We start from the raw sequence: 25,520 nt of genomic DNA on the forward strand, positions 1-25,520 counted from the left end.
CGCATGCGCGTCTCCCTTTGTTGCTCTTGTTGTCGTCATTCCGGGGCGCGCGTGAGCGCGAACCCGGAATCTCGAGGTTCCAGGGGCGTACGATCCGTGGCGGGTTGCGGCTTCCGCCTTCGCTCACTGCGCTACGCGCGCGGACCCGGTCGCGTAACCGGCCCTGCGAACAGAGAGCTGAGCTCAGCCCCATTCCAACCCTTTACGCTGAAAGGGGCGGACAGTCCGTCACGGCAGGCAGGAGAAACTGGTTGAGGATGGCGTTTGAGATGGCATCGTGGTCGAAGGCGTTCACGACGACCACCAGATCGAGCCCGGGCACGATGAAAAGGCGTTGGCCGCCGCTGCCGTACGCGGCGATCCAGATCAGGTCGTGACCGTTCAGCAAGGAACGGCCAAGCCACCAGTGATAACCATAGTAGACGGCCACGTGCCCTCCGGCGTTAACCCGCGGCTTGGTCGACTCGGCGATCCACGCGGCGGGCAGGACCTGTCTGCCGTTCCAGCGTCCATCATTCGCGACGAGTTGGCCAAACTTGGCGACGTCGCGCGGCCGTAGCCGCAATCCGGCAAAGGCCGCGAGTTCGGCACTGCCGGTAAAGCTGAGCCACTCGACATCAGTGATGCCGAGCGGTTCGAACAGCTTGTCTCTGGCAAAAGCATCGATCCGTTGGCCGACGCTCTTGGCAAGGGCCGCAGCCAGGAGGCTGGTGGCGCCGCCGCTATAGTTGAACGATACGCCGGGCGGGAGCGCCATCCGCTGTTGCAGAACATAGCGGTAGGGATCTTTCGCTTCGAGCAGATGCCGTTCGTTGTTCGCCTGACTGTTCCAGCCGCGCGCTTCATCCCACCGTAGACCGTGCGACATGGTGAGCAGGTGCCGGAACGTGATGCGAGCGTTCCTCGTCGTACGAAGATCGGCGTATTCGGGGAAGTAGTCGATAACAGGGGAATCTAGCGGCGGAAATTGTCCCTCGCTGATCGCCAAGCCGATCAGAAGTGAGGTTACGCTCTTCGAGATGGAGCGGATGTCGTGCTTCGTTTCCGCCGAAAATTGAACCGGTGCCGACCACTCCATCCACCGCCGCTCCCGGCCGGCGAAATAGCGCTCGAACACAAGCTTGCCGCGCCGCACGATGACAACGGCGTGAACGTTGCGCTTGGGCCATTGTTTGAGAAACGCGTCGAGTCCGGAGAGGCTTTCGGCATCGAAGCCGACCTCGGCGGGAGCCGCAACGACCCATCCGTCGTCGAGCGTTGAACAGGCTAACATTTGATTTGAGTCCGAATCGGATGACCAAGAGCTAGCGCGCGCCTGAAGCGTAGCGATTTCTTGCGAAAATGAACACGGCGGGTTACGGCTTCCGCCTGACCCGCCCTACAGGTCCGAACCCGATGACCGAAGACCAGCCGACCGACGAGATCTCCGAGATCGAGGCGCAGATCGAGGAGCTTGCCGAGAGCGCCGAGCGCTCCCGGCGGATCATTCTCGGCTCGAAGGTCGCGATCGCAGGCGGGTTCGCGTTGCTGGCCGTCGCGCTGCTCGGGCTGTTGGGCGCCGGTCAGACTGCGGCACTCGGATCGATCGCACTGGTGCTCGGCGGTATCGTGTCGCTCGGCTCGAATGTCAGCACGTTGCGGCAGACCGAGGCAGCGATCAGCACCGCCGAGGCGCGCCGCGCGCGGCTGATCGGCAATATCGACCTGCGGCTGGTTCACGACGCGCCGCTGAAGCTGATGTGAGGCGCGGCGGGCGCGCAAAGCGGCGCCGCAAACTCAGTGTCGTCCTGACGAAAGCCAGGACTCATTATCCCAAGTCTCAATTGTTGCGCGACGCTGGGGCCGCGATCCCGTTCATCACCGAAATGCGGTGGTAATGGGTCCCGGCTTTCGCCGGGACGACAGCGGAGGGAGTTACTTCGACGCCAGCGGTACGTAGTCGTATTCGCCGACGCCTTGCAGGATCAGGAACGTCAGCGACGTCGTGCCGGCGTTGGTGACGAGGTGAGGGCCGGTCGGGCGGACGGCGTAGACTTCGCCGACCTTCAGGTTCACTTCCTCCTTGGGCTCCTGCAGGAACAGCCGCATCTGGCCCTCCAGCACGTAGAAGGTGTCCGAGATGTTGCTGTGGGTGTGCCACGGCACCTTCTGGGTCGGCGAGAGTTGCAGCTCCATGATGCGGAAGCCGGGGCGGGCGGCGTGCTGGGCGCGGCGCTCGACTTCGTAGAGATGGCTGGCGTCCTTGACCGGTTGTCCTGGCTTCATGGCGGCCTCCCTGTGGTGTTGTCCCGTCGGGCGGGAAGGCGATGATGCTAGTCCCGTTCTGCCGCGCGCGGAACGGCCGGAATGGTCATGGCGGGCGCGCACGGTGCGTAGGGCGGGGCAGCCGTAACGCGCCCGGCAAGACCTCACTTCATCCCCATGCAGTTCGCATAGAATGTGGTCGTCGCCGGCCAGTCGGAAAACATCGCGCGGACGCCGACCTGTCTTGCCAGCACGTCGAGCACGGTCAACGTGTCGCCGTCGCGGTCGATCGCCGCCTTCACCGACTTGTGGTAGAACGCACCGCCTCGGTTGAGCGGCCCGTCGCGCTCCAGCGACCAGCCGATCAGATCGAGGCCGGCGGCCTTCGCCGCCCTGGCGTAAGCCGACGGGACGATCTCGCCCTTGTCGTTCAGTGCCAGCATCGCGAAGATCGGCGGCCCCAGGATCGCGACGCCGGAGGCCTTCAATTCCTGCATCGACGGCTTCCAGGTCTCCGGCCGGTTCGGATCAAGGCCTGCTTTCTCGTAGCGGTCCTCGAGATAGAGCGCCTGGCCGGCAAAGTCGGGTTCGGTCTTCACCCAATAGAGGATGTCCTTGAGGCTGAAGCTCTGTGGGAACACGTCGCTCGGCGGAATGCCGGCGGCCTTGTAGGCGGCGAGCATCTGGGTCGCATATGTCTCCTGGGTGTAGTCGCCGTCGAACGGCATCGCCACTTCCGGCGCCTTCAGCTCGGGCGTGAATTTTGCGCCGAGACTCCTGATCAAGGCGATGCTCTCGTCATGGCTCATCAGCGTGCCGGAATTGGCGTAGAGGTCGGTGCGCCAGCGCGGCGTGCCGTTCTGGTACTCCTCGGGCGTCCTCGCATCCGGATTGAAGCCGTCCATTTTCGCGGTGAGCCGCTTGAATTCGGCGAGCGTGATGTCGCTGGTGCAGCATTTCGCCGAGGCCTTCCTGCCGGCGGCCGGATCGGCCGGGCTGAAGGGTTGCGTGCATTTTGCGGCGAGATCCGGCACCGTCAGAATGTTGGTCGTGGTGTGCAGGTCGCATTGCGAATGCCGGCACACCAGCTGGCGATCCCGCGTGAAGGTGACGTCGCATTCGATCACGCCGGCGCCCATCCGCGCGGCGGCGAGATAGGATTCCCGGCTATGCTCGGGGAATTGCAGCGCGGCGCCGCGGTGGCCGATCGAAAAGTCGGTCTTGTGGAACGGCCCGGTGCATTGGCTGAGCTGCTGCTTCAGGGGCCCGTCCTTCATCCTGTCGACCAGATAGAACGGGCGCGGCCCGAGCTGTGCGTCGCGCGGCAGCGCGATCTCCCCGGCGGCGACGGGCAGCGCGGCGCCGAGGGCGAGCAGGAACGAGAGCAGCGCGGTGCGGTGACGGGCAAGCATGGGTGATCCCCCTGATCGGGCATTGTCAGCAGGCCGACATATCACGGAGCATGTGCCGGCCGCCTGTGCGAAATGAAACTATGGAGAGGAAAACCAATGCCCGCAGCCTATTTCGTCGTCCGCGCCACCGTCACGGACGCCGCCCGGCGTGCCGCCTTCGACGCCTGGTATTCGCGCGAGCATCTGCCGGACGCGATGAAATCGTTCGGCGCCGAGCGCGCCTGGCGATGCTGGAGCCTGAGCGATCCCTCGCTGCACCAGGCGACTTATCAGTTCGCCGACGAGAAGGCGCTCGAGCGCGCGGTGAGCAGTGAGGACATGAAGCGGCTGGTCGCCGACTTCAACCGTGACTGGCCGGAGGTGACACGCACGCGCGATCTCCTGGTGCAGGCGGAGGAGACGACGGCGGCATGATGGTTGCGTGACGTCACGACGTCGACAACCCTCGAGTTCCATGAAACGTGAACGCGCGGTTCAGCGGGCGTTCAGCTCGTGAGGCAAAAACTCGCTGCTGCAGTTGGTCCAACTCAGCAACAAAGGGAAACGCTCATGGAACGCCGGGATTTTCTGAAGATGGCCTTCGGTGCCGCCGCCGGAGCCGTCACCTTCGCAGCGACGGCGCAGGCGGCGCCGCTCGCGCCGCTTCCTCTCAACCAGGATGCACGCGCGCCGGCGGCTGGCGATGCGCATCCCGCCGTCACCACGGGTGACGAGGTCGGCCGCATGAAGCCCGAGCAAGTACGCTGGCATCATCGCCATTGGGGTTGGCGTCACCGGCACTGGCACCGCAGGCATTGGGGCTGGCGTCGCCACCATTGGCGCCGTCATCACTGGCGCCGCTGGTGATGTCGACTCCATGACGAAAAGAAAAACCCCGCGCCAGGCGGGGTTTTGTTAGTTCGGAATCTGCCGCGATCAGATCGGGCGGCAACGGCCATAGCGCCAGGCAAAACCGTAGGGGCAGGCGCGGACACGCGGCGCCACCACGACGGGGCGCTCGACCACGACCGGCGGGCGCACGACAACGGCGCCCGGCGCGACGACGACGCCGCGATTCCTGACGCAGCCGCCATAGGGGCCACGGTGCCAGCCGGGGCCGCAGCCACCGGCCGCATCAGCGGCGCTGATGCCGGCGAATGCGGTCGTCAGCAGAACTGCTGCAGCAAAAAGATACTTCATGTCTTCTCCTTTTTTATTTTGGGCCGCGCTGCGGCACCGCAACAAGCTTTCGTCTACCGATTCGCCCGGCCGGATCATTGCAGAAGGCGTGCCCGATGTCGCCGACCATAATGTTGCGGCCTGAATGCGAGATGAATGTTGCAGCTCACAGCTGCGTCAGCACGCCGCAAGCCGGCTCAGCATCACTTCGAAATATTTCGCGGACGCGGGCAGCCGCGCGCTAATGGCGAGCGTGTGAATGAAAATGCATCGGAAGACGAGGCAACCGAGACCGGCGGTTCATCGACGCTTGCCCGAAGGCGCACCGCTACTGGTCCGGGCCGAACAGCGCGGCAAATCGCTTCTCGCCGTTGCGCGAAAAATTGACCACACGGCTGCCCGGCGTCGCGTCGCGCGCGGCCCATTTCAGTTCCGTGAAGCGGTCCATCATGGCAGCGCCCAGCGTGCCGGCGAGATGATGCCGCCGCTCGCTCCAATCGAGGCAGGCCTTGCACACCGGACGGCGCGGATGCGTCAGCGCATCGGCGTCGATCTGCAGCTCCTCGGCCACGAAGCGCTTGCCTTCGCCGGTGAGCTCGATCGCCTGCTTGCTCTGGCGGACCAGCTTCTGCCGCTTCATGCTGTCGAGCATCTGCACGCCGAGATCGCCGGCGAGATGGTCGTAGCAGATGCGGGCGCGGCGCAGCGCCGGATCCTTCGGCCCGGTGCGCACCCGCATATGGCCGGCGCGAGCGGCAATGCCCTGCAGGCCTTCGAGCACGTCGGCGACGTCGGGGTCGGAGAGGCGGTAGTAGCGGTGGCGGCCCTGCTTCTCGGGCTCGATCAGCCCGCCGGCCTCGAGCTTGGAGAGATGCGAGCTCGCCGTCTGCGGCGTGATGCCGGCCTCCTGCGCCAGCTCACTCGCGGTCAGCGCCCGGCCGGTCATCAGCGCGGTCAGCATGTTGCAGCGTGCGGGATCGCCGACCAAAGCGGCGATCCGGGAGATGTCGGGTCCTGCTTTCATAGTTCGATGATAGCCGAAGCATCGAGGTCGGACAAGGCGGTAATCTTCAGCATCGGACGCATGTCGTCATTGCGAGGAGCGCAGCGACGAAGCAATCCACCTTTCCACATGCGTGGAGCGATGGATTGCTTCGCTATCGCTCGCAATGACGGAAATATTACCGGAGGCCATCAATGACCGTCACCGTCTTCATCCGCTACCAGCTCGATCCATTCAAGCGCGCGATGTTCGAGGAGTATTCGCGGAACTGGCTCTCGATCATCCCGCGCTGCGGCGGCGACCTCATCGGCTACTGGATGCCGCATGAGGGAACAAACAACATCGCGTTCGCGCTGATCTCGTTCGACAGCCTTGCCGCTTATGAGGCCTATCGCGCGCGGCTGCGCCAGGACAAGGAGGGCGTCGCAAACTTCAATTTCGCGGAAGAAAACTGCTTCATCCTCGCCGAGGAACGGACATTTCTCCGCAAGGTCGAGGTATAGTAGGGCCACAACAGCAATGTGCGGGAGGCGCCCATGATCGCAGTGATCTTCGAAGTCTGGCCCAAGCCTGAGCAACGGGATCTTTATTTTGACCTCGCCGCCGAGCTGAAGCCGATCCTGCAGGAGATCGACGGCTTCATCACGGTCGAGCGGTTCGAGAGCGTTACCGAGAAGGGCAAGTTCGTGTCGCTGTCATTCTTTCGCGACGAGGCTGCGGTGGAAGCCTGGCGCAACACGATCGAACATCGCCGTACCCAGGCCAAGGGCCGCGCGCGGATTTTCGAGAACTACCGGCTGCGGGTGGCAAGCGTGGTCCGTGATTACGGCCTGAACGAACGCGATCAGGCGCCGAAGGACAGCCGCGCGGCGCATGAGCCGCACTAGCGGGCGGATGCGTGGGTGCCTATCTGTGCGCGGCCAATGACTCCAGGGAGCGACCAATGCCACTGCCAACTGCTGACAAACGCGCCGCCTTCAGGAAGCTGCATGAGAGCGGCTGCTTCATCATTCCGAATCCGTTCGATGTCGGCAGCGCCCGCGCCTTGCAGCATCTCGGCTTCAAGGCGCTGGCATCGACTAGCGCGGGCTTTGCCTGGACCATCGCCAAGGCCGACAACCGCGTCACCGTCGATGACGTCTGCGACCACCTGACCGCGCTGTGTGCGGCAGTCGATATTCCCGTCAATGCGGATTTCGAGGGCGGCTTCGCGATCGAGCCCGACAAGGTCGCCGCCAATGTCGCGCGCGGCGTCAAGACCGGCGTCGCCGGGCTTTCGATCGAGGATTCCACCGGAGACGTCGCCAACCCGCTGTTCGAGCACAAGCTTGCGGTGGAGCGCATCGAGGCGGCGCGCAAGGCCATCGATGCCGACAACAGCGGCGTGTTGCTCACCGGCCGCTGTGAGGCATTCCTGTGGGGCAAGAAGGACCTCAATCTGGTGATCGAACGGCTGCAGGCCTATTCGGAAGCAGGAGCGGACGTCCTTTATTCGCCGGGCATCGCGACCAAGGAGGAGATTTCCGCGGTCGTGAAGGCGGTGGCGCCAAAGCCGGTCAATCTGTTGATCGGCGGCGCGTCGGAGCTGACGCTGCAATCGGTTGCCGATCTCGGCGTGCGCCGGATCAGCGTCGGCGGAGCGCTGGCGCGGATGGCCTGGACCGGCGTGATGAAGGCGGCCAAGGAGATGGCCGAGAAGGGCACCTTCACGGAATTCGCCAACGGCTATCCCGGCGGCGAGCTCAACAAGATGTTCAAGTAGACTCACGCAAAAAAGCAGCGGGCCGCTGGGGCCCGCTGCTTCGTCGCTCAAGATAGCGAGCGGATTACTTGTTCTTGTCGCCGGTCGAGTCGGACGGCGCCGCCGAGCGGTCGATTTCCTGTCCGGTCGGCTTGTTGGCCGACGGAGAGGCCGGCTGTGCCGGTGCCGCGCCCGTGGTCGTGCCGGGCTGGCTGTTCGGCTTCGGCGTCACGTCGCGCATGCCCGGAGGCGGCGCGGCCGGATTGGCCGGCTGCTGCTGCGCGGTCTGCGCTGACGGCGTGGTACCCGCCTCATGCACCGAGGTATTGTTCAAGCCGTAGAACAACGCACCGAGCACCACGGCCACCGCGACTGCGAACATCGCGATCTTGGTGGTGCTGGCCGGTCCCTCCTGGAGTTCCGGGTCCGGCTGCAGCTCGTTGTCCAGGCTGTTGAAGCGCGCCTGACGGCGCATTTCGTCCTCGGTCAGGTTGGCGCGATACGGATCGTCAGGTTGATGGGCCATTGCAAAGTTCCTCCGTTAGCACCTGAAAGCTAAACGCAGAGGACAATGGCTGGCGCGCGAGGATGTTCCGCGCCAATGTTGCAACCTGTTCATGCAGGAACCGCCGATTCCTCGGGTTCCAACCTGTTTCATGAGGCCTTTTCAATGTGGACCATGCCGCCCACCGATTCGGTGCTGCACTTGCTCTCGTTCATTGCGGTTGCGGCGCAGTCGATGACGGCGGCGCTGGCGGCAGGCAGGCGCAGCATGGATTGGGCCGGCGTCTGCATGCTCGGCGCGATCACCGCGCTCGGCGGCGGCACCATCCGCGACGTGCTGCTCGGACATTATCCGCTGCTCTGGGTCGCGCACCCGATCTACCTTGCGGTCGCGGCGGCGGGCGCCTTCGCCACCATCCTGCTGGCGCGGCTCGTGCACCGGCTCAACCTCGCATTCCTGGTGCTCGATGCGATCGGACTTGTGGTGTTCACCATGGCCGGTTGCGACGTGGCCTCGCAAATCGACGTCCCGCTGCCGATCGTGATCGTCGCCGGCATGATCACCGGCTGCGCCGGCGGCGTGCTGCGCGACATCCTCTGCAACGAGGTGCCGTTGTTGTTTCGCAGCGAGCTCTACGCCAGCGTCTCCGTGGTCACGGGACTGTTCTATGTGACCGGCTCCGGGCTGCAGGTGAACGCCCAGCTCTGGACCGCGCTGACCTTCGCACTCGGGCTGACGTTCCGCATGCTTGCGATCCGCTACCGATGGGAGATGCCGAAATTCGTGTTCAGCGACGAGGAGCGCTGAACGGCTATTTCGCCGTCCGCACCTTAGCGACCTCGTCCGCGGTGACGGCCGGCGCCGCGTTGCCCCAGGCATTGCGGATGTAGGTCGCAACGTCCGCGACCTCCTGGTCGGTGAGCTTGGGATAGGCCGGCATCGAGCCGCCGTTCGGGGCGCGCGGCGTGGTCACGGTCTGCGCGCCGTCGAGGATGATGCGCAGCGTGCTCGCCGGATTGGCCGATTGCAGATTGGCGTTGCCGGGCAGCGGCGGATAGATCCGCGGCGCGCCGGAGCCGTCGAGCTCATGGCAGGCGATGCAGGCGCCGCGGTAGATGCGTTCGCCATTGTTCATCTGCGCCGGCGAGGGCGGGGTGACTTCCGGCTCCGGCGCACCGGCAGGCAGGCTCTTCAGATAGACCGCGATCGCGCGCACGTCGGCGTCGCGCATCTTCGAGGTCGAATTGAGCACCACCTCGGACATCAGGGGGCCGGCATGGCTGTGCTGGTTGCGGCCGCTCTGCAGATATTCGGCGATGTCAGCGACGCTCCATGATTTCAGCCCGCTGCGCGCGGCGCCATCGAGCCTTGGCGCGAACATGCCTTGCACCCTGCTGCCACTGAGCGCCCGGTCGCGCCTGTCGGCGCCGAAGGCGTTCTTGGGCGTGTGGCAGGCGCCGCAATGGGCGAGGGCCTCGACGAGATAGCGTCCGCGATTCCATTCCGCACCCTTGCCCTGGTCCGGCTGGATGATGCCCGGCGTAAAGAACAGCGCGTTCCACGCCCGCATCAGCACGCGATAGTTCAACGGCCAGCGCAGCTCCGGCGGCGCCTTGTCGTTGACCGGCGCCAGCGTCGCGAGATAGGCACGGATCGCCAGGATGTCGTCGCGGATCAGCTTCGTAAAATAGGGGTAGGGGAAGGCGGGATAATAATGCGCGCCGCTCGGCGCGACGCCCCTCCGCAGCGCGCGCAGGAAATCGTCGTCGCCCCAGCCGCCGATGCCGGTATCGCGGTCGGGGGTGAGGTTCGGCGAGAACACCTCACCGAACGGCGTGTCGATCCGCTTCCCCCCGGCAAAAGGCTTTGCCGGATCGGCCGTGTGGCAGCTGGCGCAGTCGCCGGCGATCGTGAGCGCCTTGCCGCGGGCGATGACGTCGTCGGTCGGCGCGGCGGCACATTCGCGGGTCGCGAGCGCGCCGCACAACAGCGCTGCAACCAGAATCGCACCCGTCGTTCGAAATCGTCGCCGCATCCGATCACCTTCCGGTCCACAAGACGCGTCACGCCATTTCGCCGCGGGCCTGTCCTGCGACAGAAACCGAAACGACCTGCAATATTCCCGGCACGAAATTGCGATTTTTGAGCGATGGGCCTGGTCGCCCAGAATTGTGCTGCGCGGGCCGGAAAATCCGACATAGACTGGTTCTAACAAGCTCGGATGACTAGCTAAAAGCAGCGTCGCGACCAGCGAAAAGAGGGCTAAATGGGAATCAACCAAGGGCCTATCAGCCTCGACCAGAAATACACCCAGGACACCGGCCACGTTTTCATGACCGGCATCCAGGCGCTGGTCCGCCTGCCGATGGCGCAGATCAGGCGCGACCGCGCCGCGGGCCTCAACACGGCAGGCTTCATCTCCGGCTATCGCGGTTCCCCCCTCGGCGGCTACGACCAGCAGCTGTTCGCCGCCCGCAAGCATCTCGAGCAGTACAACATTAAATTCCAGCCCGGCGTGAACGAGGACCTCGCGGCCACCGCGATCTGGGGCTCGCAGCAGCTCGCCCTGTCGCCGGGCGCCAAATATGATGGCGCGGTCGGCATTTGGTACGGCAAGGGCCCCGGCGTCGACCGCTGCGGCGACGTGTTCCGCCACGGCAATGCGGCCGGCTCCGCCAAGCATGGCGGCGTGCTCTGCCTTGCCGGCGATGACCATGGCGCGAAATCCTCCACCGTCCCGCATCAGTCCGACCACGCCTTCATCTCCGCGCTGATGCCCTACCTCTACCCCTCCAGCATCCATGAAATGATCGAGATGGGCCTCCTGGGTATCGCGATGTCGCGCTACTCCGGCTGCTGGGTCGGCATGAAGGTGATCACCGAGACGGTCGAGACGACCGCCGAGATCGACCTCACCGACGAGATGACGCCTTTCATCATCCCGACCGATTTCGAGCTGCCGCCTGGCGGCCTCAACATCCGCTGGCCGGACGACCGTTTTGAGCAGGACCGCCGGCTGCAGGACTACAAGGGCTTTGCCGCGATCGCCTTTGCCCGCGCCAACAAGGTCAACCGCATCACGATGGATTCGCCGAACGCGCGCTACGGCATCATGGCCTCGGGCAAGAGCTACGAGGACATCCGCCAGGCCTTGCGCGAGCTCGGCATCACGCCCGAGATCGCCGCCAAGATCGGCATCCGCCTCTACAAGATCGGCATGCCCTGGCCGCTGGAGCCGGAAGGCGTGCGCAACTTCGCGGTCGGCCTCGAGGAGATCTTCATCGTCGAGGAGCGCCGCGAGATCGTCGAGAACCAAGTCAAGCAGGAGCTGTTCAACTGGCGCGACGACGTGCGCCCGCGCATCGTCGGCAAGATGGACGATCACGACAAGCGCTTCCTGACCTTCGCCGCCGAGCTAAGCGTGGCCTCGCTTGCGAGCTCGCTCACCGAACGGCTGCTTCGACTTAATCTCAATCCCGAAATCGCCGAGATGCTGCGTGCCAAGGCCGACTGGTTCAACGGCCGTCAGTCGACGCAGATGCAGGCGACCGCGCCTGTCAGCCGCACGCCGTATTTCTGCTCGGGCTGCCCGCACAACACCTCGACCAAGGTGCCGGAAGGCAGCCGCGCGCTGGCCGGCATCGGCTGCCACTTCATGGCACTCTGGATGAACCGGTCGACCGAGACCTTCACCCATATGGGCGGCGAGGGCGTGCCGTGGGTCGGCATCGCGCCGTTCACCAACGAGAACCACGTCTTCGCCAATCTCGGCGACGGCACCTATTTCCACTCCGGCATTCTCGCGATCCGCCAGTCGATCGCTTCCAAGGCCAACATCACCTACAAGATCCTGTACAACGACGCGGTCGCCATGACCGGCGGCCAGCGCCACGACGGCGATCTCTCGCCGCAGCAGATCACCTTCCAGCTCCATGCCGAAGGCATCCGCGAGATCTATCTGGTCTCGGAGAATCCGGGCGCCTATCCGACCGATACGATCGCGCCCGGCGTCAAGCTGTTCCATCGCGACGAGCTCGAGAACGTCCAGAAGATGTGCCGCGACACCAAGGGCACGTCGGCGATCGTGTTCGTGCAGACCTGCGCCGCCGAAAAACGCCGTCGCCGCAAGCGCGGCCTGATGGAGGATCCGCAGCGTCGCGTGCTGATCAATCCTGCCGTCTGCGAAGGCTGCGGCGACTGCTCGGTGCAGTCGAACTGCATCTCGGTCGAGCCGCTGGAGACGGAGCTCGGGCGCAAGCGCACCATCAACCAGTCGACCTGCAACAAGGATTATTCCTGCGTGAAGGGCTTTTGCCCGTCCTTCGTCACGGTCGATGGCGGCAAGCTCAGGCGTCGCGCGCCGCCCGAGCTCGGCAGCATCGATAATCTGCCGGAGCCGGCCTCCAAGCCCGCGCTCGACCGGCCCTACAACATCGCAGTCGGCGGCGTCGGCGGCACCGGCGTGCTGACGATCGGCGCGCTGCTCGGCATGGCCGCCCATATCGAGGGCAAGGCCTCGATGATCCTCGACATGTCAGGTCTCGCGCAAAAGGGCGGCGCGGTGCTGAGCCACGTCCGGCTCTCCGAGCACACCGCCGACGTGACCTGCTCGCGCATCGTGACCGGAACGGCCGATCTGGTACTTGCGGCCGACGAGGTCGTGGCGGCGTCGAAGGACACCATCACGCTGTGCGATGCGAGCCGCACCGTCGGCATCATCAACAGCCACGTGATCCCGACCGCGGACTTCATCCTGAACCGCGACTTCAACTTCCAGAGCCGCAAGGTCAACACCGTGCTGGAGACCGAGCTGCGCAAGGACTCCGCCTTCTTCGACTTCACCAAGCCGGCCGAGGCGCTGCTCGGTGACTCCATCGCCACCAACATCATGATGCTGGGCTTTGCGTATCAGCGCGGGCTGCTGCCGCTGTCGGCGGAGGCGATCCTGCAGGCGATCGAGGTCAACGGCGTCTCGATCAAGATGAACACCCAGGCGTTCCAGCTTGGGCGCCTGGCCGCCGCCGATCCGGCGCGGCTGAGCGGGATGATGAAGGGCGATGACGAGATCGCCCCACCGAAATCGCTGGATGCGATGTCGCTGGACGAGATCATCACCCATCGCATGGCGTTCCTGACCGACTACCAGAATGCACGTCTGGCAAAACGCTATCGCAAGCTGGTCGACCAGGTGCGCGAAGCCGCCACCAAGGGCGGCTATGGCGAGGCGCTGCCGCGCGCGGTCGCGATCAACTACGCAAAGCTGCTCGCCTACAAGGACGAGTATGAGGTGGCGCGGCTGTTCACCGACGGCCGCTTCGAGAAGCAGCTGCGCGATCAGTTCGAGGGCGAGTTCAAGTTCAACTTCAACCTGGCGCCGCCGATCCTCGGCGGCGGGCTCGACGCGCAGGGCCGCCCGAAGAAGCGCGCTTTCGGTTCGTGGATGATGTCGGCCTTCAGGGTGCTGGCAAGATTCCGCTTCCTGCGCGGCACGCCGCTCGACATCTTCGGCTACAACGCCGACCGCAAGCTGGAGCGCAATCTGATCGCGGGCTACGAGAAGGATGTCGCGACCGTGCTGAACCTGCTGTCGCCACTCAACCACGATATTGCGGTCGAATTGCTGGCGCTGCCCGATCGCATCCGCGGCTACGGTCCGGTGAAGGACAAGGCGATCAAGGAAGCGAAGGTTCGCTACGCGCAACTCGCCGCCGACCTCGCCAACCCGCCGCCCGCGCCGCGGCAGATGGCGGCGGAGTAGGGGGTGTTCACAGCGCTCGATGCTGCTCCGGAGCGGCTCGACAAACACGAGCAGAATTTGGTCGAGCATATCCGACGACATGGCTGGTTCGGTACGCATGTCGCATCGGACGACGTAGGCCCGAGCTTCTCGTACACCACCGGATTTTGGCTGAAATTCAAGCTTCCGGAATTGATCCTGTTCTCAATGTCGATGGAGAACGCCCAGGATACATTCTGGCACATCTATCGCGAACTCGAGGCTGGACGACGGTTTCCCGTTGGCGAGCTAACGGAAGAGATATTCGAGAATGCCTCCGCGGTGCTGCTCCCGGTCGCTGTCGAGCATTATCGATCCCATCTCGGGTGGAGCAGATGGTTTTACGGAAACGACAACTTTGAATGCCACCAGATCATATTCCCGGATCGAGGCGGAGAGTTTCCGTGGGCGCCGGGGTCATCGGATGAGTTTAGGTCGGCGCAGCCAGACTTGACCGCTGGCAATTGGTCCGGGCTGCGCGATCGATAGCGTGCCTTGCGATTTCCGCGCGGACCAAGCTTGAGAAGAGGTCGCTAGCAGCACCGCCTTTGCGAGAGGAAGCGAAGGTTCGCTACGCGCAACTCGCCGCCGATCTCGGCAATCCGCCGCCCGCGCCGCGGCAGATGGCGGCGGAGTAGAGTAGCCATACATTCGGTGTCGTCCTGGCCTAGTGCGCAATTGCGCACGGGAGCCGGGACCCATAACCACCGCGCTTCGTTGTAGCGCGACGCTGGGGCCACAGCTCACTCTCACCACACAATCCTGTGGTTATGGGTCCCGGCTTTCGCCGAGACGACGATTGAGTTGCGGAGACAGTCTCGCCTGACGGAATATTTCCGCGCTTGCCAAGGTCGCGTCGTCGGTTCAGAAAAACGCTCGAGCGAAGAAACGCCAGCGGAGAGCGATTTGACCATCAAGGGCAAGGCCTACATTGCCGGGATCTACGAACATCCCACCCGGCACGCACCCGATAAATCAACAGCACAGCTGCACGCCGAGGTCGCCAAGGGCGCGATCGAGGACGCCGGGCTCACGAAGGACGACATCGACGGTTATTTCTGCGCCGGCGACGCGCCGGGCGGGCTGTGGCCGATGGTCGATTATCTCGGCCTCAACACCAAGAAGCTGCGTCATGTCGACTCCACCGAGACCGGTGGCTGTTCCTATCTGATCCATCTCGGCCACGCCGCCGAGGCGATCGCCGCGGGCAAATGCTCGGTCGCGCTGGTCACGCTGGCGGGCAAACCGCGCACCGGCCCGATGCCGCCGCGCGCCTCGGGCGCCGAGGCCGATTTCGAATCCGCCTACGGGGCTACCACGCACAATGCCTATGGCATGTGTGCCATGCGTCATATGCACGACTACGGCACCACCTCCGAGCAGCTCGCCTGGATCAAGGTCGCGGCCTCGCATCATGCGCAATACAATCCGCATGCGATGCTGAAAGAGGTCGTCACCGTCGAGGACGTGCTGAACTCGCCGATGATCTCCGATCCGCTGCATCGCATGGATTGCTGCGTCGTCACCGACGGCGGCGGCGCGATGATCGTCACGACGCCCGAGATCGCCAAGAGCCTGAAGAAGCCGCTGGTGCGTCTGATCGGCCATGGCGAGGCGATGAAGGGCCCGCGCGGCGGCAAGGATCTCGATCTGACCTACTCCGCCGGCGTGTGGTCCGGTCCGCGTGCCTTCGAGGAAGCGGGCGTGACGCCGAAGGACATCAAATACGCCTCGATCTATGACAGCTTCACCATCACGGTGCTGATGCAGCTCGAGGACCTCGGCTTCTGCAAGAAGGGCGAGGGCGGCAAGTTCGTCGCCGACGGCAATCTGATCTCGGGCGTCGGCAAGCTGCCGTTCAACACCGACGGCGGCGGCCTGTGCAGCAACCATCCCGTCAATCGCGGCGGCATGACGAAGATCCTCGAGGCTGTGCGCCAGTTGCGCGGCGAGGCGCATCCGAAGGTGCAGGTGAAGAACTGCGACCTCGCGATCGCCCACGGCACCGGCGGTCTGCTCGGCGTTCGCCACGCCGCCTCAACCTGCATTCTGGAGCGTGCGTGATGTCTGAAGCGAAGAAGTACAATGCCCCGGTGACCAATCCGGAGACCGCGCCGTTCTGGGAAGCGGCGAAGGCGGGCAAGTTCATGATCAAGCGCTGCAACACCTGCGGCGAAGCGCATTACTTCCCGCGCGCGATCTGCCCGTTCTGTTTCTCCGACAAGACGGTGTGGGAAGAGTCGAGCGGCGAGGCCACGGTCTACACCTACAGCCTGATGCGGAAGTCGCCGACCGGTCCCTATGCGATCGCCTATGTGACGCTGAAGGAAGGTCCGTCGCTGCAGACCAACATCGTCGATTGCGATCTGGAGAAGGTGAAGATCGGCCAGAAGGTGAAGGTGGTGTGGAAGCCGACCGACGGCGCCCCACTGCCGTTCTTCACGCCGGCCTGATTTTACCCTCTCCCTTGTGGGAGAGGGTGCCTTCGCTGAAAGCGAAGGCGGGTGAGGGGTCTCTCTCCGCGTAGAGAATCTCTCTATGGCGCGAACCCCTCACCGAAACGAGTTTGAGACGACTGCCGGTGCTGCCCTCTCCCACAAGGGGAGAGGGCGCAGTAATGGGCACCGTGCCGTTAAGAATACATTCGGGGAGAAAACAACAATGCCGATCGTGTACGAACAGCTGATGGCCCTGAAGAATCTCGGCCAGAAATACAGCTACACCGACCGCGACGTGATGCTCTATGCCTATGGCATCGGCCTGGGTGCCGATCCGATGGACGAGAAGGAGCTCGCCTTCGTCAATGAGGGCGTGCTGACGCCGCGCCCGCTCAAGGTGGTGCCGACGTTTGCCTCGGTCGCGGCCTGGGGCGCCGGTCCCGGCGAGATGAACCTCAACCGCGTCATGGTGGTCGACGGCGAGCGCGACATCACCTTCCACAAGCCGTTCGCGACCGCCGCGCACATCACGGCCGACTCGACCGTGCTCGACGTGTTCGACAAGGGCAAGGACAAGGGCGCGGTGATCCGCCACCAGACCGTGCTGAAGGACGAGAAGGGCGACAAGCTCGCCACGCTGGTCGCCTCGCGCTTCGCCCGCGGCGATGGCGGCTTCGGCGGCCCGTCCGATGGCCAGCCCGAGCCGCACAAGGTGCCGGAGCGCGCGCCGGACAAGGTGGTCGACATCACGACGCGGCCCGACCAGGCGCTGGTCTATCGGCTGTGCGGCGACCGCAACCCGCTGCACTCCGATCCGGAGTTCGCCAAGAAGGCCGGCTTCCCGCGGCCGATCCTGCACGGCATGTGCACCTACGGCATCACCTGCCGCGGCGTGCTGCAGACCTATGCCGACTACGATCCGTCCGCCTTCAAGCAGCACGTGGCGCGGTTCTCCTCGCCGGTGTTCCCCGGTGAGACCGTGACCATGGAGCTGTGGAAGGACGGCAATGTGGTGTCGTTCGAGGCCAAGGTGAAGTCGCGCGGCGTCACCGTGATCAAGAGCGGCAAGACGGTGCTGGCTTAAGCGGCGAGGGTGATGCACTCCCTCGCCCCGCTCTTGCGGGGAGAGGGGGGGTGAGGGGCTCTCTCACCGCAACGGTGGTCTGCGGACAGATCTGTACCCCCTCACCCGGATCGCATCTCGCGATGCGATCCGACCTCCCCCGCAAGCGGGGCGAGGTAAGAAAGAGCACCAATAAAGGGAGAAAACAACCATGGGACTACTCGACGGCAAGGTGGCGCTGATCACGGGCGCCGGCGGCGGGCTTGGTGAAGCCTATGCGAAACTGTTTGCGCGCGAGGGCGCGGCCGTGGTGGTCAACGATCTCGGCGGCCCGCGCGACGGCTCGGGTTCCGACAAGTCGATGGCCGACAAGGTGGTCGACGCGATCAAGGCCGAGGGCGGCCGCGCCGTCGCCAACGGCGCCGATATCTCGACGCTCGCCGGCGGCCAGTCGGTGTTCGACGATGCCATCAAGCATTTCGGCCGCGCCGACATTCTGGTCAACAATGCCGGCATCCTGCTCGACGAGACCTTCCACAAGGCCAAGGAAGCGAACTGGGACAAAGTGATGAAGGTGCATCTGAAGGGCACCTTCTGCTGCACCCAGCCGGTGTTCAAATGGATGCGCGACAATGGCGGCGGCGTCATCGTCAACACGTCCTCGACCTCGGGCCTGATCGGCAATTTCGGCCAGACCAATTACGGGGCGGCCAAGGGCGGCATCTGGGGCCTCTCCAACGTGCTGGCGATTGAGGGCCGCAAGTACAACATCCGGATCTGGACCCTGGCGCCGGGCGCGCTGACCCGCATGACCGCGGACCTGCCGCGCTACAAGGAGAACCCGGGTGCGGCGCTCGGCCCGGATGGCATCGCGCCGGCCGTGCTCTACATGGTCAGCGACCTGTCGGGCGACCAGACCGGCAAGGTCCTCGGCGTCTCGGGCCCGCGCGGCGTCCGCGAGATGCGGATGATGGAAATGGAGGGCTGGACGCCGCCATTCACGGGATGGAAGGCGGAGGACATCGTCACCCACGCCAAGGAGATCTTCTTCTCCGAGGAAGAGATCAAGAAGTCGGCGCGGCGGTTCAAGTAAGGATTGCACCCGCGACCGCGGGGACGGCTTCCCGATGCGCAATGGCGCATCGGGAAATGACGCTGTATAGAGGGCGGAAACAGACGAGGCACCCATGACCAAACTCACCGCCCAGGCCGCCGGAACCTTCGCGATCGCACCGACCCCGTTCCATGACGACGGCCGCATTGACGAGGCATCGATCGATCGGCTGACCGATTTCTACACCGAGGTCGGCTGCGACGGCGTCACCGTGCTGGGCATCCTGGGCGAGGCGCCGAAGCTCGATGCCGCGGAGGCGGAGCAGGTCGCGCTGCGCTTCGTCAAGCGCGCCAAGAAGCTGCAGGTCATCGTCGGCGTCTCGGCGCCGGGCTTTGCCACGATGCGCTCGCTGGCGAAGAAGTCGATGGATGCGGGCGCCGCCGGCGTCATGATCGCGCCGCCGCCGCATTTGCGCACCGACGACCAGATCATCGGCTATTTCAAGCAGGCGCAGGAAGCGATCGGCGACGATATTCCCTGGGTGCTGCAGGACTATCCGCTGACGCTGACCGTCGTGTTCACGCCGGCGGTGATCCGCAAGATCGTGATGGATTCGCCGTCCTGCGTGATGCTCAAGCACGAGGACTGGCCGGGCCTGGAGAAGATCTCGACCCTGCGCAATTTCCAGAAGGACGGCTCGCTGCGGCCGTTGTCGATCCTGGTCGGCAATGGCGGCCTTTTCCTCGATTTCGAGATGGAGCGCGGCGCCGATGGTGCGATGACCGGCTATGCCTTCCCCGAACTGCTGATCGACGTCGTCAACCTGTCCAAGGCCGGCAAGCGCGATGCGGCGCATGATCTGTTCGACGCGCATCTGCCGCTGATCCGCTACGAGCAGCAGCCCGGCGTTGGCCTGACGGTGCGCAAATACGTGCTGCAGAAGCGCGGCATCATCTCCTCCAGCGCCCAGCGCAAGCCGGGTGCGGTCATCACGCCGCAGGCGAGGGCCGAGGTCGACTATCTGCTTTCCCGCGTGGCGCGCGTCGATCGCCGCGCCAATCTGCAACCGCAATCCAGTGCAGCAGGCTAATCATGACCGAGATCGTTGCCCCCCGCCTTGCCTCGACCGTGCTGCTGCTGCGCGACGGCGCGGCGTCACGTGAAATCGAAGTCTTCATGATGGTTCGCCATCACCAGATCGAGTTCAACTCGGGTGCGCTGGTGTTTCCGGGCGGCAGCGTCGACAAGAACGACAAGGAGATCGCCGCCGATCCCGCGCTCTATTCGGGCGGGGAAGGGCTCGATGGCGACGCGCTCGGCTTCCGCATCGCGGCGATCCGCGAGACCTTCGAGGAGAGCGGCATCCTGCTGGCGCGGCCGCAGGGGTCGAAGGATTTGGTCGATGCGAAGCGTGCGAACGAGATCGCGACCGCGCATCGCGCGGCGCTGAACGAAGGCAAGATCAGCTTCCTCAAGGTGCTGACCGACAACGGCATGGTGCTCGCGCTCGACGCGCTCGTGCCGTATGCGCACTGGATCACGCCGGAGGGCATGCCGAAGCGCTTCGACACCTGGTTCTTCCTGGCCGCCGCGCCGCCCGAGCAGCTCGGCGCCCATGACGGCAAGGAATCGACCGACTCGATCTGGGTGTCGACGCGCGAGGCGCTGGAGGGCGGCGAGACCGGCCGCTTCAAGCTGCCGTTCCCGACCACGCGCAACCTGATCCGGCTCGGCAAGCAGCCGAACGTCGGCGCCGCGCTCGCCGACAGCAAGGGCAAGCCGATCGTCGCCGTGATGCCCGTGATGACCAAGACCGCCACCGGCCGCCAGCTCCGCATCCCCAAGGAAGCGGGGTACGATGGCGAGGTGTTCGACGTCGGGGCGCTGGGGTAGGTCCGCCGTCCTGAGAGACGGCGAGTGCGTGACTCACAGGCAGCGCTATGTCGTCCCGGCGAAGGCCGGGACCCATAACCACCGAACTGCATTGCTGCGCGACGCCGAGGCTGCAGCTTTTTCCAACAACACAACCCTGTGGTAATGGGTCCCGGCCTTCGCCGGGACAACGGGGAAGGAGAGTCGCTTCTCCACATTTCGGCTTATATCGAAATATCATCACCTCGCAGCGATGTAGCTTCCGTCTCAACCATCGAGACGGAATCCCGCCAATGACCACCGCCCCACGACAGCCGAGCATGGCCTTCGAGCTCGCCTTGCTGCTCGCGCTCGCCACCCTGTGGGCGGCTCCTATACCTTCATCAAGCTTGGTGTCGCGACCATCCCGCCGATCACGCTGATCGCGGCGCGCACCGCGATCGCGGGGCTCTTGCTGCTCGTCATCATGCGGATGCGCGGCGTGTCGATGCCGGCCGATCGCGCGACCTGGCGCCGCTTCATCTTTCAGGCCTGCCTCAACAGCGTGATCCCGTGGACGCTGATCGCCTGGGGCGAGCGCTTCGTCGATGCCGGGCTCGCCACCATCCTCAATTCGGCCTCGCCGATCTTCACCTTCCTGTTCACCGCCGCGATCACCCGCCATGAGGGGGCGAGCCCGCGCAAGCTGTTCGGGGTGATATCAGGCATGGCCGGCATCTGCCTGATCGTCGGCGTCGATGCGTTCCGCGATCTCGGGCAGGGGATCGTGGCCGAGGTCGCGATCGTCGCCGCCACCATCTGCTACGCCTGTGCCGCGATCTTCAGCCGCGGCTTCAAGGAGCTCGATCCGATGGCGCCGGCGGCGGGTTCGCTGCTCGCGGGCGCCGCGATCCTCGTTCCGCTCAGCCTTGTCGTCGAGCGGCCCTGGACGCTTTCGCCGTCGACGACGTCGCTCGCCGCATTGCTGGCGCTTGCGGTGTTCTCGACCGCGATCGCGTTCGTGATCTATTTCCGCCTGATCCAGACCCTCGGCTCGGTCGGCACCACCGCGCAAGCTTACTTGCGGGTGCCGATCGGGGTGGCGCTCAGCGTCATGGTGCTGGGCGAACGGTTGAGCCCGACGGCGTGGATCGGGCTCGCCTGCGTCGTGATCGGCGTCGCCGCGATGACGATTCCTGCGCGAAGGATCGCCACAGCCTGACGTCATCGCCGCGATGACGATTCCCGCACGAAGGATCGCCACGGCCTGACGTCATCGCCGCGATGACGATTCCTGCGCGCAAGATCGCCGCCGCCTGAAGTTTCGCCCGCTGAAACCGGCGCCTTGCTGCCGCCGGCCAATGCCTGCATGCTGCCCGCAACGAGATCACTGGGCGGGAAACGGGACGATGTTGCGGCGGGTCAGCCTCATTGCCGGTGCGTGCATGGCGTTGCTGGCGATGACCGGCACGGTGCGCGCGCAGGACTTCCCGAACCGGCCGATCCGCATCGTCATTCCCTACGCGCCGGGCAGCGTCGCCGACGTGTTCGCGCGCATCATGGCGCAGGACATGCAGGAGCAGTGGAAGGGGACGATCGTCGTCGAGGCTAAATCCGGCGCCAACGGCTCGATCGCGGCCGAGGAGGTCGCACGCGCCGCTCCCGACGGCTACACATGGCTGTTGGTGACGACCTTCTTCACCGCAAGCCCGGCACTGAACACGCAGCTGCGCTGGGATCCGGTCAGGGACTTCGTGCCGGTCGGGCAGATCTGTCTCGCCCCGAACTTCTTCATCGTGCCGACCTCGCTGCCGGTGAAGACCGTCGCCGACTATGTCGCGCTGGCCAAGGCCAAGCCGGGGACGCTGAACTACAGCCATCCCGGCAAGGGCTCGACCGGCCATCTCGGCTTCGAGCTGTTCAAGCGGCTCGCCGGCATCGACGTCACCGCGATCGGCTATCGCGGCTATCCGCAGATGGTGCCCGATATCACGAGCGGCCTGATCACCTCGAGCTTCCTGTCGGCCAACCAGGCGCTGGCCCAGGTGCAGTCCGGCAGCATCCGGATCATCGGGGCGATCAGCGACGGCCGCTCGAAGTATTTCCCCGACGTGCCGACCATGGCCGAGCAGGGGTTTGCCGAGGCGCAGGTGACGCCGTGGTTCGGCTTCGTGGTGCCGGCCGGCACGCCGCAGCCGGTGGTCGAACGCATCAGCGGGGCGCTCGAAACCGCGCTGGCTTCCACCGAGGTGCGCAAGAAGCTGGATGTCGCCGGTTGCGACGCCCGTAGCGCGCCGCTGAAGCAGTTCGCCGATATCATCAAGGCGGACGTTGCGCTCTGGGCCAGGGTGGTCAAGGAGGCCGGCATCCCGCCGGACTGAGCCCCGCCGCCCTGTGCCGGAATCGGCCACCGGCACCCGCCCCGGGGTGACGCCGGTCACACCGCCCGCGGGTTGGGCCGTGCAGCATGTTTCCCCAAAGTCCGTAATTTCCCGTATATTAGGGCGCATTGGACCCCGGCCTTGATGACATGACCGCTGAATTGCCGCCGAATTCGCAAGCGCCGCGTGCGTTCTCCCTCTCCATTGGCCAGCTCACGTTCGGCAGCTTCCTGCTGGTCCTGGCTGTGATCATCATCACATCCACCGCCAGCGTGATCGCGATCCGTCACATCGATACGACCTTCGCCGAGCTGCAGCGGCTGCAGAGCGTCGGCGACATCGCCGAGGATATCGACCGCCGCATGAACGAGCTGCGACTGGCGGCGCGCGACTTCGTCACCGAGCCGGGCAGCCAGTCGGTCCAGGTCGCGGAGGCGGCCCAGTCGCTGAGCGAGATCCTGAAAAAGACCCGCATCAAGCTGGCGCCCGAGCAGCAGGACATGATCGACGGCGTCACCCAGCGTCTAGCGACCTATCGCAACGGCATCGAGCGCATCTCGGCGCTGCTCAGTCGCCGCGCCGAGCTGGTCGCCGGGCTGCCGCCGCTGCGCGACGCCTTCGACAAGGCGGTCGCCGCGAGCAACGATGCGGCGCTGGCCAATGCGCTGTCGCAATCCCAGAGCCGGATTGCCACCGCATTGCTGGCGCACAACACGTCCGCTGCCGAGCAGGCCGCGCAGAGCATGCGGGCGATGACCATCTCCGATCCCGCGCTGCGCGGCGCTGTCGGCAATTATGCCGAGGCGATCATCGCGGTCTCGGTGCGCGAGGGCCAGATCGCCGACATCGACAAGGAGGTGCTCGGCGCCGAAGGCCGGTTGATCCAGAAGGTCACCGAGCTGCTGCGCGAGCTCAGCTCTCGCCGCGGCCACGTGCTGTCGCGCGATTTTGCCCGGACGCTGGCCGAAGCAAAATGGCAGAGCATCGTGCTCGGCACGGCGGGTGTGCTGATCGGCCTGTTCGCGTCGGTGTTGGTGGTTCGCCGCACCGTCCGCCCGCTCGCCAGGATCGCGGGCTCGATCCGCAAGGTCGCCGGCGGCGAGAAGAGCGCGTTCATTCCCGGCGCCGACCTCGACAACGAGATCGGCGATATCGCGCGCGCCGCCGAAGTGTTCCGCCAGACCCTGGTCGACGCCGACAGCGCGCGCGAGGCAGCGCTGCGCGCGCTCGCCGAGCAGCGGCTCGCCGAGGAGAGCTACCACAAGCTGTTCGAGGCGTCGGTCGAGGGCATCTACGTCACGACGCCGGGCGGCGCGCTGCTCAACGCCAATCCGGCGCTGGCGCGGATGATGGGCTATGCCGCGCCGCAGGACCTGATCAAGGGCATCGACGACATCGCCACCACCGTCTACGTGGATCCGGCGGCGCGCGAGCAGTACCAGCAGCTGATGCAGCGCGACGGCACGGTGCGCGACTACGAGTACCAGGTGCGCGCGAGCGACGGCACCGTGCTGTGGCTGTCCGATTCGGCGACCGTCGTCCGCAACGACGAGGGCGAAGTGATCCGCTACGAGGGCACGGTGCGCGACATCACCGACCAGAAGCGCGCCGAAGACGCGATCGCCGAAGGCCGTCGGCTGTTGCAGATGGTCATCGACACCGTGCCCGCCGTCATCAACGTCAAGGACCGCGACCTGCGCTACGTGCTGATGAACCGCTACATGGCGGGAATCTTCGGCATCGAGCCGCAGGACGCGATCGGCCAGACCACCGGCGAGCTGATGTCGCGCTATGGCGCGGCGAAGACCGATGAGAACGACAAGCGCGTCCTGTCGGCGCGGCGCGAGCTCGGCTTCTATGAAGAGGAGTACAAGGACGTCGCCGGCAACATGCGGCAATGGCTGGTCAACAAGCTGCCGATCCTCGACGCGCAAGGCGAGATCGAGAACATCGTCACGGTCGCGCTCGACATCGGCGAGCGCAAGCGCTCCGAGCAGGAGATGCGCAAGGCGAGGGATTCCGCGGAGGCCGCGTTGCGCAATCTGCGGGAAACCCAGAATTCGCTGATCGAGGCCGAAAAGCTCGCCGCGCTCGGCCGCCTGGTGGCCGGCGTCGCCCATGAGGTCAACAATCCCGTCGGCATCAGCCTGACGGTGGCGTCCGCGCTGGAGCGCAAGACCGCGAATTTCGCCACCCAGGTCGAGCGCGGCGACCTGCGCCGCTCCAGCCTCAACGATTTCCTGAACACGGCGCGCGATGCCTCCTCGCAACTCGTCGCCAATCTCAACCGCGCCGCGGAGCTGATCCAGTCGTTCAAGCAGGTCGCCGCCGACCGCAACTATTCGGACCAGCGCACCTTCGACCTCGGCGATCTCACCGAGCAGGTGGTGATGAGTCTGAGGCCCGGCCTGCGCAAGCACAATCTGACGCTCAATGTCGATTGCGAGCCGAACCTGATCATGAACTCTTATCCGGGACCGTATGGCCAGGTGCTGACCAATCTGTTTCTCAACGCGGTTGCGCATGCGTTCCCGGACGGCAAGGCCGGCGAGGTCGAGATCCAGGTCCACGCCGCCGGCGGCGACAATGTCGAGGTGATCTTCGCCGACAATGGCTGCGGCATGAGCCTCGACGTGCGCCGCCGCGCCTTCGATCCGTTCTTCACGACGCGGCGCGATCAGGGCGGCACCGGGCTCGGCCTGCACATCGTCTACAGCATCGTCACCACGCGGCTCGGCGGCCGGCTCTCGCTGGATTCCGCACCGGGCAACGGCACACGCATCCAGATGATCCTGCCGCGCGTCGCGCCGCTGGAGCAGGCCGCGGAGTAGGGCGGGACGAGCGCTCGCTCTGACTCCGTCATCGTGAGGAGCGCGAAGCGCGTCTCAAAGAAT

General features: G+C 65.2%; 25 protein-coding genes and 1 pseudogene. 19 read left to right on the forward strand and 7 right to left on the reverse strand.

The window, feature by feature from the left end:
• Positions 1–202: 202 nt before the first annotated feature.
• Positions 203–1,273, reverse strand: a complete 1,071-nt coding sequence (locus tag J6525_RS21570; RefSeq protein ID WP_225646184.1) for a serine hydrolase domain-containing protein — start codon at positions 1,271–1,273, stop codon at positions 203–205.
• 122 nt (positions 1,274–1,395) lie between these two features.
• Between J6525_RS21570 and J6525_RS21575 the strand changes: the two genes are divergently transcribed.
• Positions 1,396–1,743, forward strand: a complete 348-nt coding sequence (locus J6525_RS21575; RefSeq protein WP_225646218.1) for a hypothetical protein — start codon at positions 1,396–1,398, stop codon at positions 1,741–1,743.
• A gap of 171 nt (positions 1,744–1,914) precedes the next feature.
• Here J6525_RS21575 and J6525_RS21580 read toward each other — a convergent pair whose 3' ends face one another.
• Together J6525_RS21580 and J6525_RS21585 are read right to left on the reverse strand one after the other, a co-directional pair.
• Positions 1,915–2,265 (reverse strand): cupin domain-containing protein, encoded by a 351-nt coding sequence (locus tag J6525_RS21580; RefSeq protein WP_225646185.1) that lies wholly within the window; start codon positions 2,263–2,265, stop codon positions 1,915–1,917.
• 143 nt (positions 2,266–2,408) lie between these two features.
• A complete protein-coding gene (locus J6525_RS21585; RefSeq protein WP_225646186.1) occupies positions 2,409–3,656 on the reverse strand; it encodes a glycerophosphodiester phosphodiesterase family protein in 1,248 nt (415 codons plus the stop codon).
• A 96-nt stretch (positions 3,657–3,752) separates the two neighbouring features.
• On the opposite strand from J6525_RS21585, the gene J6525_RS21590 reads away from it, so the two are divergent.
• A complete protein-coding gene (locus J6525_RS21590) occupies positions 3,753–4,070 on the forward strand; it encodes a hypothetical protein (RefSeq protein ID WP_225646187.1) in 318 nt (105 codons plus the stop codon).
• Between the two features lie 135 nt (positions 4,071–4,205).
• Positions 4,206–4,502, forward strand: coding sequence for a twin-arginine translocation signal domain-containing protein (locus J6525_RS21595; protein ID WP_225646188.1), 297 nt, complete (start codon positions 4,206–4,208; stop codon positions 4,500–4,502).
• Positions 4,503–4,571: 69 nt separating this feature from the next.
• Here the strand turns inward: J6525_RS21595 and J6525_RS21600 are convergent, their stop codons facing one another.
• Positions 4,572–4,835, reverse strand: coding sequence for a GCG_CRPN prefix-to-repeats domain-containing protein (locus J6525_RS21600; protein ID WP_016839912.1), 264 nt, complete (start codon positions 4,833–4,835; stop codon positions 4,572–4,574).
• Between J6525_RS21600 and J6525_RS46965 the strand changes: the two genes are divergently transcribed.
• Positions 4,834–4,959, forward strand: a complete 126-nt coding sequence (locus J6525_RS46965; protein ID WP_256520351.1) for a hypothetical protein — start codon at positions 4,834–4,836, stop codon at positions 4,957–4,959. The genes J6525_RS21600 and J6525_RS46965 overlap by 2 nt on opposite strands.
• A 183-nt stretch (positions 4,960–5,142) precedes the next feature.
• Here the strand turns inward: J6525_RS46965 and J6525_RS21605 are convergent, their stop codons facing one another.
• Entirely contained in the window at positions 5,143–5,838 is a 696-nt protein-coding gene (locus J6525_RS21605) for an ArsR/SmtB family transcription factor (protein WP_225646189.1), read from the reverse strand.
• Positions 5,839–6,011: 173 nt separating this feature from the next.
• Here J6525_RS21605 and J6525_RS21610 point away from each other — a divergent pair, with 173 nt between their 5' ends.
• From J6525_RS21610 to J6525_RS21620, 3 genes are read left to right on the forward strand one after another with little or no spacing between them, the layout of a single operon-like run.
• Entirely contained in the window at positions 6,012–6,320 is a 309-nt protein-coding gene (locus tag J6525_RS21610; protein ID WP_225646190.1) for an NIPSNAP family protein, read from the forward strand.
• Between the two features lie 33 nt (positions 6,321–6,353).
• Positions 6,354–6,704 carry an antibiotic biosynthesis monooxygenase family protein gene (locus J6525_RS21615; RefSeq protein WP_225646191.1) on the forward strand — a complete coding sequence of 117 codons (351 nt, stop codon included), beginning with the start codon at positions 6,354–6,356 and terminating at the stop codon, positions 6,702–6,704.
• 56 nt (positions 6,705–6,760) lie between these two features.
• The gene (locus J6525_RS21620; RefSeq protein WP_225646192.1) at positions 6,761–7,579 is read left to right on the forward strand and encodes an isocitrate lyase/PEP mutase family protein; all 819 of its coding nucleotides are present in this window, start codon (positions 6,761–6,763) and stop codon (positions 7,577–7,579) included.
• Positions 7,580–7,643: 64 nt separating this feature from the next.
• Here the strand turns inward: J6525_RS21620 and J6525_RS21625 are convergent, their stop codons facing one another.
• Positions 7,644–8,084, reverse strand: a complete 441-nt coding sequence (locus J6525_RS21625; protein ID WP_225161761.1) for a hypothetical protein — start codon at positions 8,082–8,084, stop codon at positions 7,644–7,646.
• Positions 8,085–8,228: 144 nt separating this feature from the next.
• Between J6525_RS21625 and J6525_RS21630 the strand changes: the two genes are divergently transcribed.
• A complete protein-coding gene (locus J6525_RS21630) occupies positions 8,229–8,870 on the forward strand; it encodes a trimeric intracellular cation channel family protein (protein ID WP_225646193.1) in 642 nt (213 codons plus the stop codon).
• 4 nt (positions 8,871–8,874) lie between these two features.
• Here J6525_RS21630 and J6525_RS21635 read toward each other — a convergent pair whose 3' ends face one another.
• The gene (locus J6525_RS21635; RefSeq protein ID WP_225646194.1) at positions 8,875–10,098 is read right to left on the reverse strand and encodes a cytochrome c; all 1,224 of its coding nucleotides are present in this window, start codon (positions 10,096–10,098) and stop codon (positions 8,875–8,877) included.
• 231 nt (positions 10,099–10,329) lie between these two features.
• Between J6525_RS21635 and J6525_RS21640 the strand changes: the two genes are divergently transcribed.
• From J6525_RS21640 to J6525_RS21690, 11 genes and pseudogenes are all read left to right on the forward strand, one after another.
• Positions 10,330–13,821 carry an indolepyruvate ferredoxin oxidoreductase family protein gene (locus tag J6525_RS21640; RefSeq protein ID WP_225646195.1) on the forward strand — a complete coding sequence of 1,164 codons (3,492 nt, stop codon included), beginning with the start codon at positions 10,330–10,332 and terminating at the stop codon, positions 13,819–13,821.
• 3 nt (positions 13,822–13,824) lie between these two features.
• The gene (locus J6525_RS21645; protein ID WP_225646196.1) at positions 13,825–14,328 is read left to right on the forward strand and encodes a DUF4262 domain-containing protein; all 504 of its coding nucleotides are present in this window, start codon (positions 13,825–13,827) and stop codon (positions 14,326–14,328) included.
• Positions 14,329–14,745: 417 nt separating this feature from the next.
• On the forward strand, positions 14,746–15,903 hold the full coding sequence (locus tag J6525_RS21650) for a thiolase family protein (protein ID WP_225646197.1): 1,158 nt from the start codon (positions 14,746–14,748) through the stop codon (positions 15,901–15,903).
• Positions 15,903–16,292 (forward strand): Zn-ribbon domain-containing OB-fold protein, encoded by a 390-nt coding sequence (locus J6525_RS21655; RefSeq protein WP_076831312.1) that lies wholly within the window; start codon positions 15,903–15,905, stop codon positions 16,290–16,292. Before J6525_RS21650 ends, J6525_RS21655 begins: the two co-directional genes overlap by 1 nt.
• A 208-nt stretch (positions 16,293–16,500) precedes the next feature.
• Positions 16,501–17,361 (forward strand): MaoC family dehydratase, encoded by an 861-nt coding sequence (locus J6525_RS21660; protein WP_225161766.1) that lies wholly within the window; start codon positions 16,501–16,503, stop codon positions 17,359–17,361.
• A gap of 190 nt (positions 17,362–17,551) precedes the next feature.
• A complete protein-coding gene (locus J6525_RS21665) occupies positions 17,552–18,433 on the forward strand; it encodes an SDR family oxidoreductase (RefSeq protein ID WP_076831307.1) in 882 nt (293 codons plus the stop codon).
• A 94-nt stretch (positions 18,434–18,527) separates the two neighbouring features.
• Positions 18,528–19,484 (forward strand): dihydrodipicolinate synthase family protein, encoded by a 957-nt coding sequence (locus J6525_RS21670; protein WP_141340969.1) that lies wholly within the window; start codon positions 18,528–18,530, stop codon positions 19,482–19,484.
• A 2-nt stretch (positions 19,485–19,486) separates the two neighbouring features.
• Positions 19,487–20,287 (forward strand): NUDIX hydrolase, encoded by an 801-nt coding sequence (locus J6525_RS21675; RefSeq protein WP_225646198.1) that lies wholly within the window; start codon positions 19,487–19,489, stop codon positions 20,285–20,287.
• A 272-nt stretch (positions 20,288–20,559) separates the two neighbouring features.
• Positions 20,560–21,467 (forward strand): annotated as a pseudogene (locus J6525_RS21680) (DMT family transporter).
• A 187-nt stretch (positions 21,468–21,654) separates the two neighbouring features.
• Positions 21,655–22,626 carry a Bug family tripartite tricarboxylate transporter substrate binding protein gene (locus tag J6525_RS21685; RefSeq protein ID WP_225646199.1) on the forward strand — a complete coding sequence of 324 codons (972 nt, stop codon included), beginning with the start codon at positions 21,655–21,657 and terminating at the stop codon, positions 22,624–22,626.
• Between the two features lie 149 nt (positions 22,627–22,775).
• Entirely contained in the window at positions 22,776–25,457 is a 2,682-nt protein-coding gene (locus J6525_RS21690) for a PAS domain S-box protein (protein ID WP_225646200.1), read from the forward strand.
• Positions 25,458–25,520 lie beyond the last annotated feature (63 nt).

The organism is Bradyrhizobium australafricanum, from assembly GCF_020329495.1.
GTDB classification, from domain to species: Bacteria; Pseudomonadota; Alphaproteobacteria; order Rhizobiales; family Xanthobacteraceae; genus Bradyrhizobium; species Bradyrhizobium australafricanum.

Coding starts and splice junctions, on each gene's coding strand:
- J6525_RS21690 (WP_225646200.1), top strand. CDS start 22,776: ATGACCGCTGAATTGCCGCCGAATTCGCAAGCGCCGCGTGCGTTCTCC.
- J6525_RS21655 (WP_076831312.1), top strand. CDS start 15,903: ATGTCTGAAGCGAAGAAGTACAATGCCCCGGTGACCAATCCGGAGACC.
- J6525_RS21585 (WP_225646186.1), bottom strand. CDS start 3,656: ATGCTTGCCCGTCACCGCACCGCGCTGCTCTCGTTCCTGCTCGCCCTC.
- J6525_RS21570 (WP_225646184.1), bottom strand. CDS start 1,273: ATGTTAGCCTGTTCAACGCTCGACGACGGATGGGTCGTTGCGGCTCCC.
- J6525_RS21670 (WP_141340969.1), top strand. CDS start 18,528: ATGACCAAACTCACCGCCCAGGCCGCCGGAACCTTCGCGATCGCACCG.
- J6525_RS21600 (WP_016839912.1), bottom strand. CDS start 4,835: ATGAAGTATCTTTTTGCTGCAGCAGTTCTGCTGACGACCGCATTCGCC.
- J6525_RS21580 (WP_225646185.1), bottom strand. CDS start 2,265: ATGAAGCCAGGACAACCGGTCAAGGACGCCAGCCATCTCTACGAAGTC.
- J6525_RS21620 (WP_225646192.1), top strand. CDS start 6,761: ATGCCACTGCCAACTGCTGACAAACGCGCCGCCTTCAGGAAGCTGCAT.
- J6525_RS21665 (WP_076831307.1), top strand. CDS start 17,552: ATGGGACTACTCGACGGCAAGGTGGCGCTGATCACGGGCGCCGGCGGC.
- J6525_RS21675 (WP_225646198.1), top strand. CDS start 19,487: ATGACCGAGATCGTTGCCCCCCGCCTTGCCTCGACCGTGCTGCTGCTG.
- J6525_RS21630 (WP_225646193.1), top strand. CDS start 8,229: ATGTGGACCATGCCGCCCACCGATTCGGTGCTGCACTTGCTCTCGTTC.
- J6525_RS21685 (WP_225646199.1), top strand. CDS start 21,655: ATGTTGCGGCGGGTCAGCCTCATTGCCGGTGCGTGCATGGCGTTGCTG.
- J6525_RS21635 (WP_225646194.1), bottom strand. CDS start 10,098: ATGCGGCGACGATTTCGAACGACGGGTGCGATTCTGGTTGCAGCGCTG.
- J6525_RS46965 (WP_256520351.1), top strand. CDS start 4,834: ATGTCTTCTCCTTTTTTATTTTGGGCCGCGCTGCGGCACCGCAACAAG.
- J6525_RS21610 (WP_225646190.1), top strand. CDS start 6,012: ATGACCGTCACCGTCTTCATCCGCTACCAGCTCGATCCATTCAAGCGC.
- J6525_RS21605 (WP_225646189.1), bottom strand. CDS start 5,838: ATGAAAGCAGGACCCGACATCTCCCGGATCGCCGCTTTGGTCGGCGAT.
- J6525_RS21615 (WP_225646191.1), top strand. CDS start 6,354: ATGATCGCAGTGATCTTCGAAGTCTGGCCCAAGCCTGAGCAACGGGAT.
- J6525_RS21595 (WP_225646188.1), top strand. CDS start 4,206: ATGGAACGCCGGGATTTTCTGAAGATGGCCTTCGGTGCCGCCGCCGGA.
- J6525_RS21590 (WP_225646187.1), top strand. CDS start 3,753: ATGCCCGCAGCCTATTTCGTCGTCCGCGCCACCGTCACGGACGCCGCC.
- J6525_RS21575 (WP_225646218.1), top strand. CDS start 1,396: ATGACCGAAGACCAGCCGACCGACGAGATCTCCGAGATCGAGGCGCAG.
- J6525_RS21660 (WP_225161766.1), top strand. CDS start 16,501: ATGCCGATCGTGTACGAACAGCTGATGGCCCTGAAGAATCTCGGCCAG.
- J6525_RS21625 (WP_225161761.1), bottom strand. CDS start 8,084: ATGGCCCATCAACCTGACGATCCGTATCGCGCCAACCTGACCGAGGAC.
- J6525_RS21640 (WP_225646195.1), top strand. CDS start 10,330: ATGGGAATCAACCAAGGGCCTATCAGCCTCGACCAGAAATACACCCAG.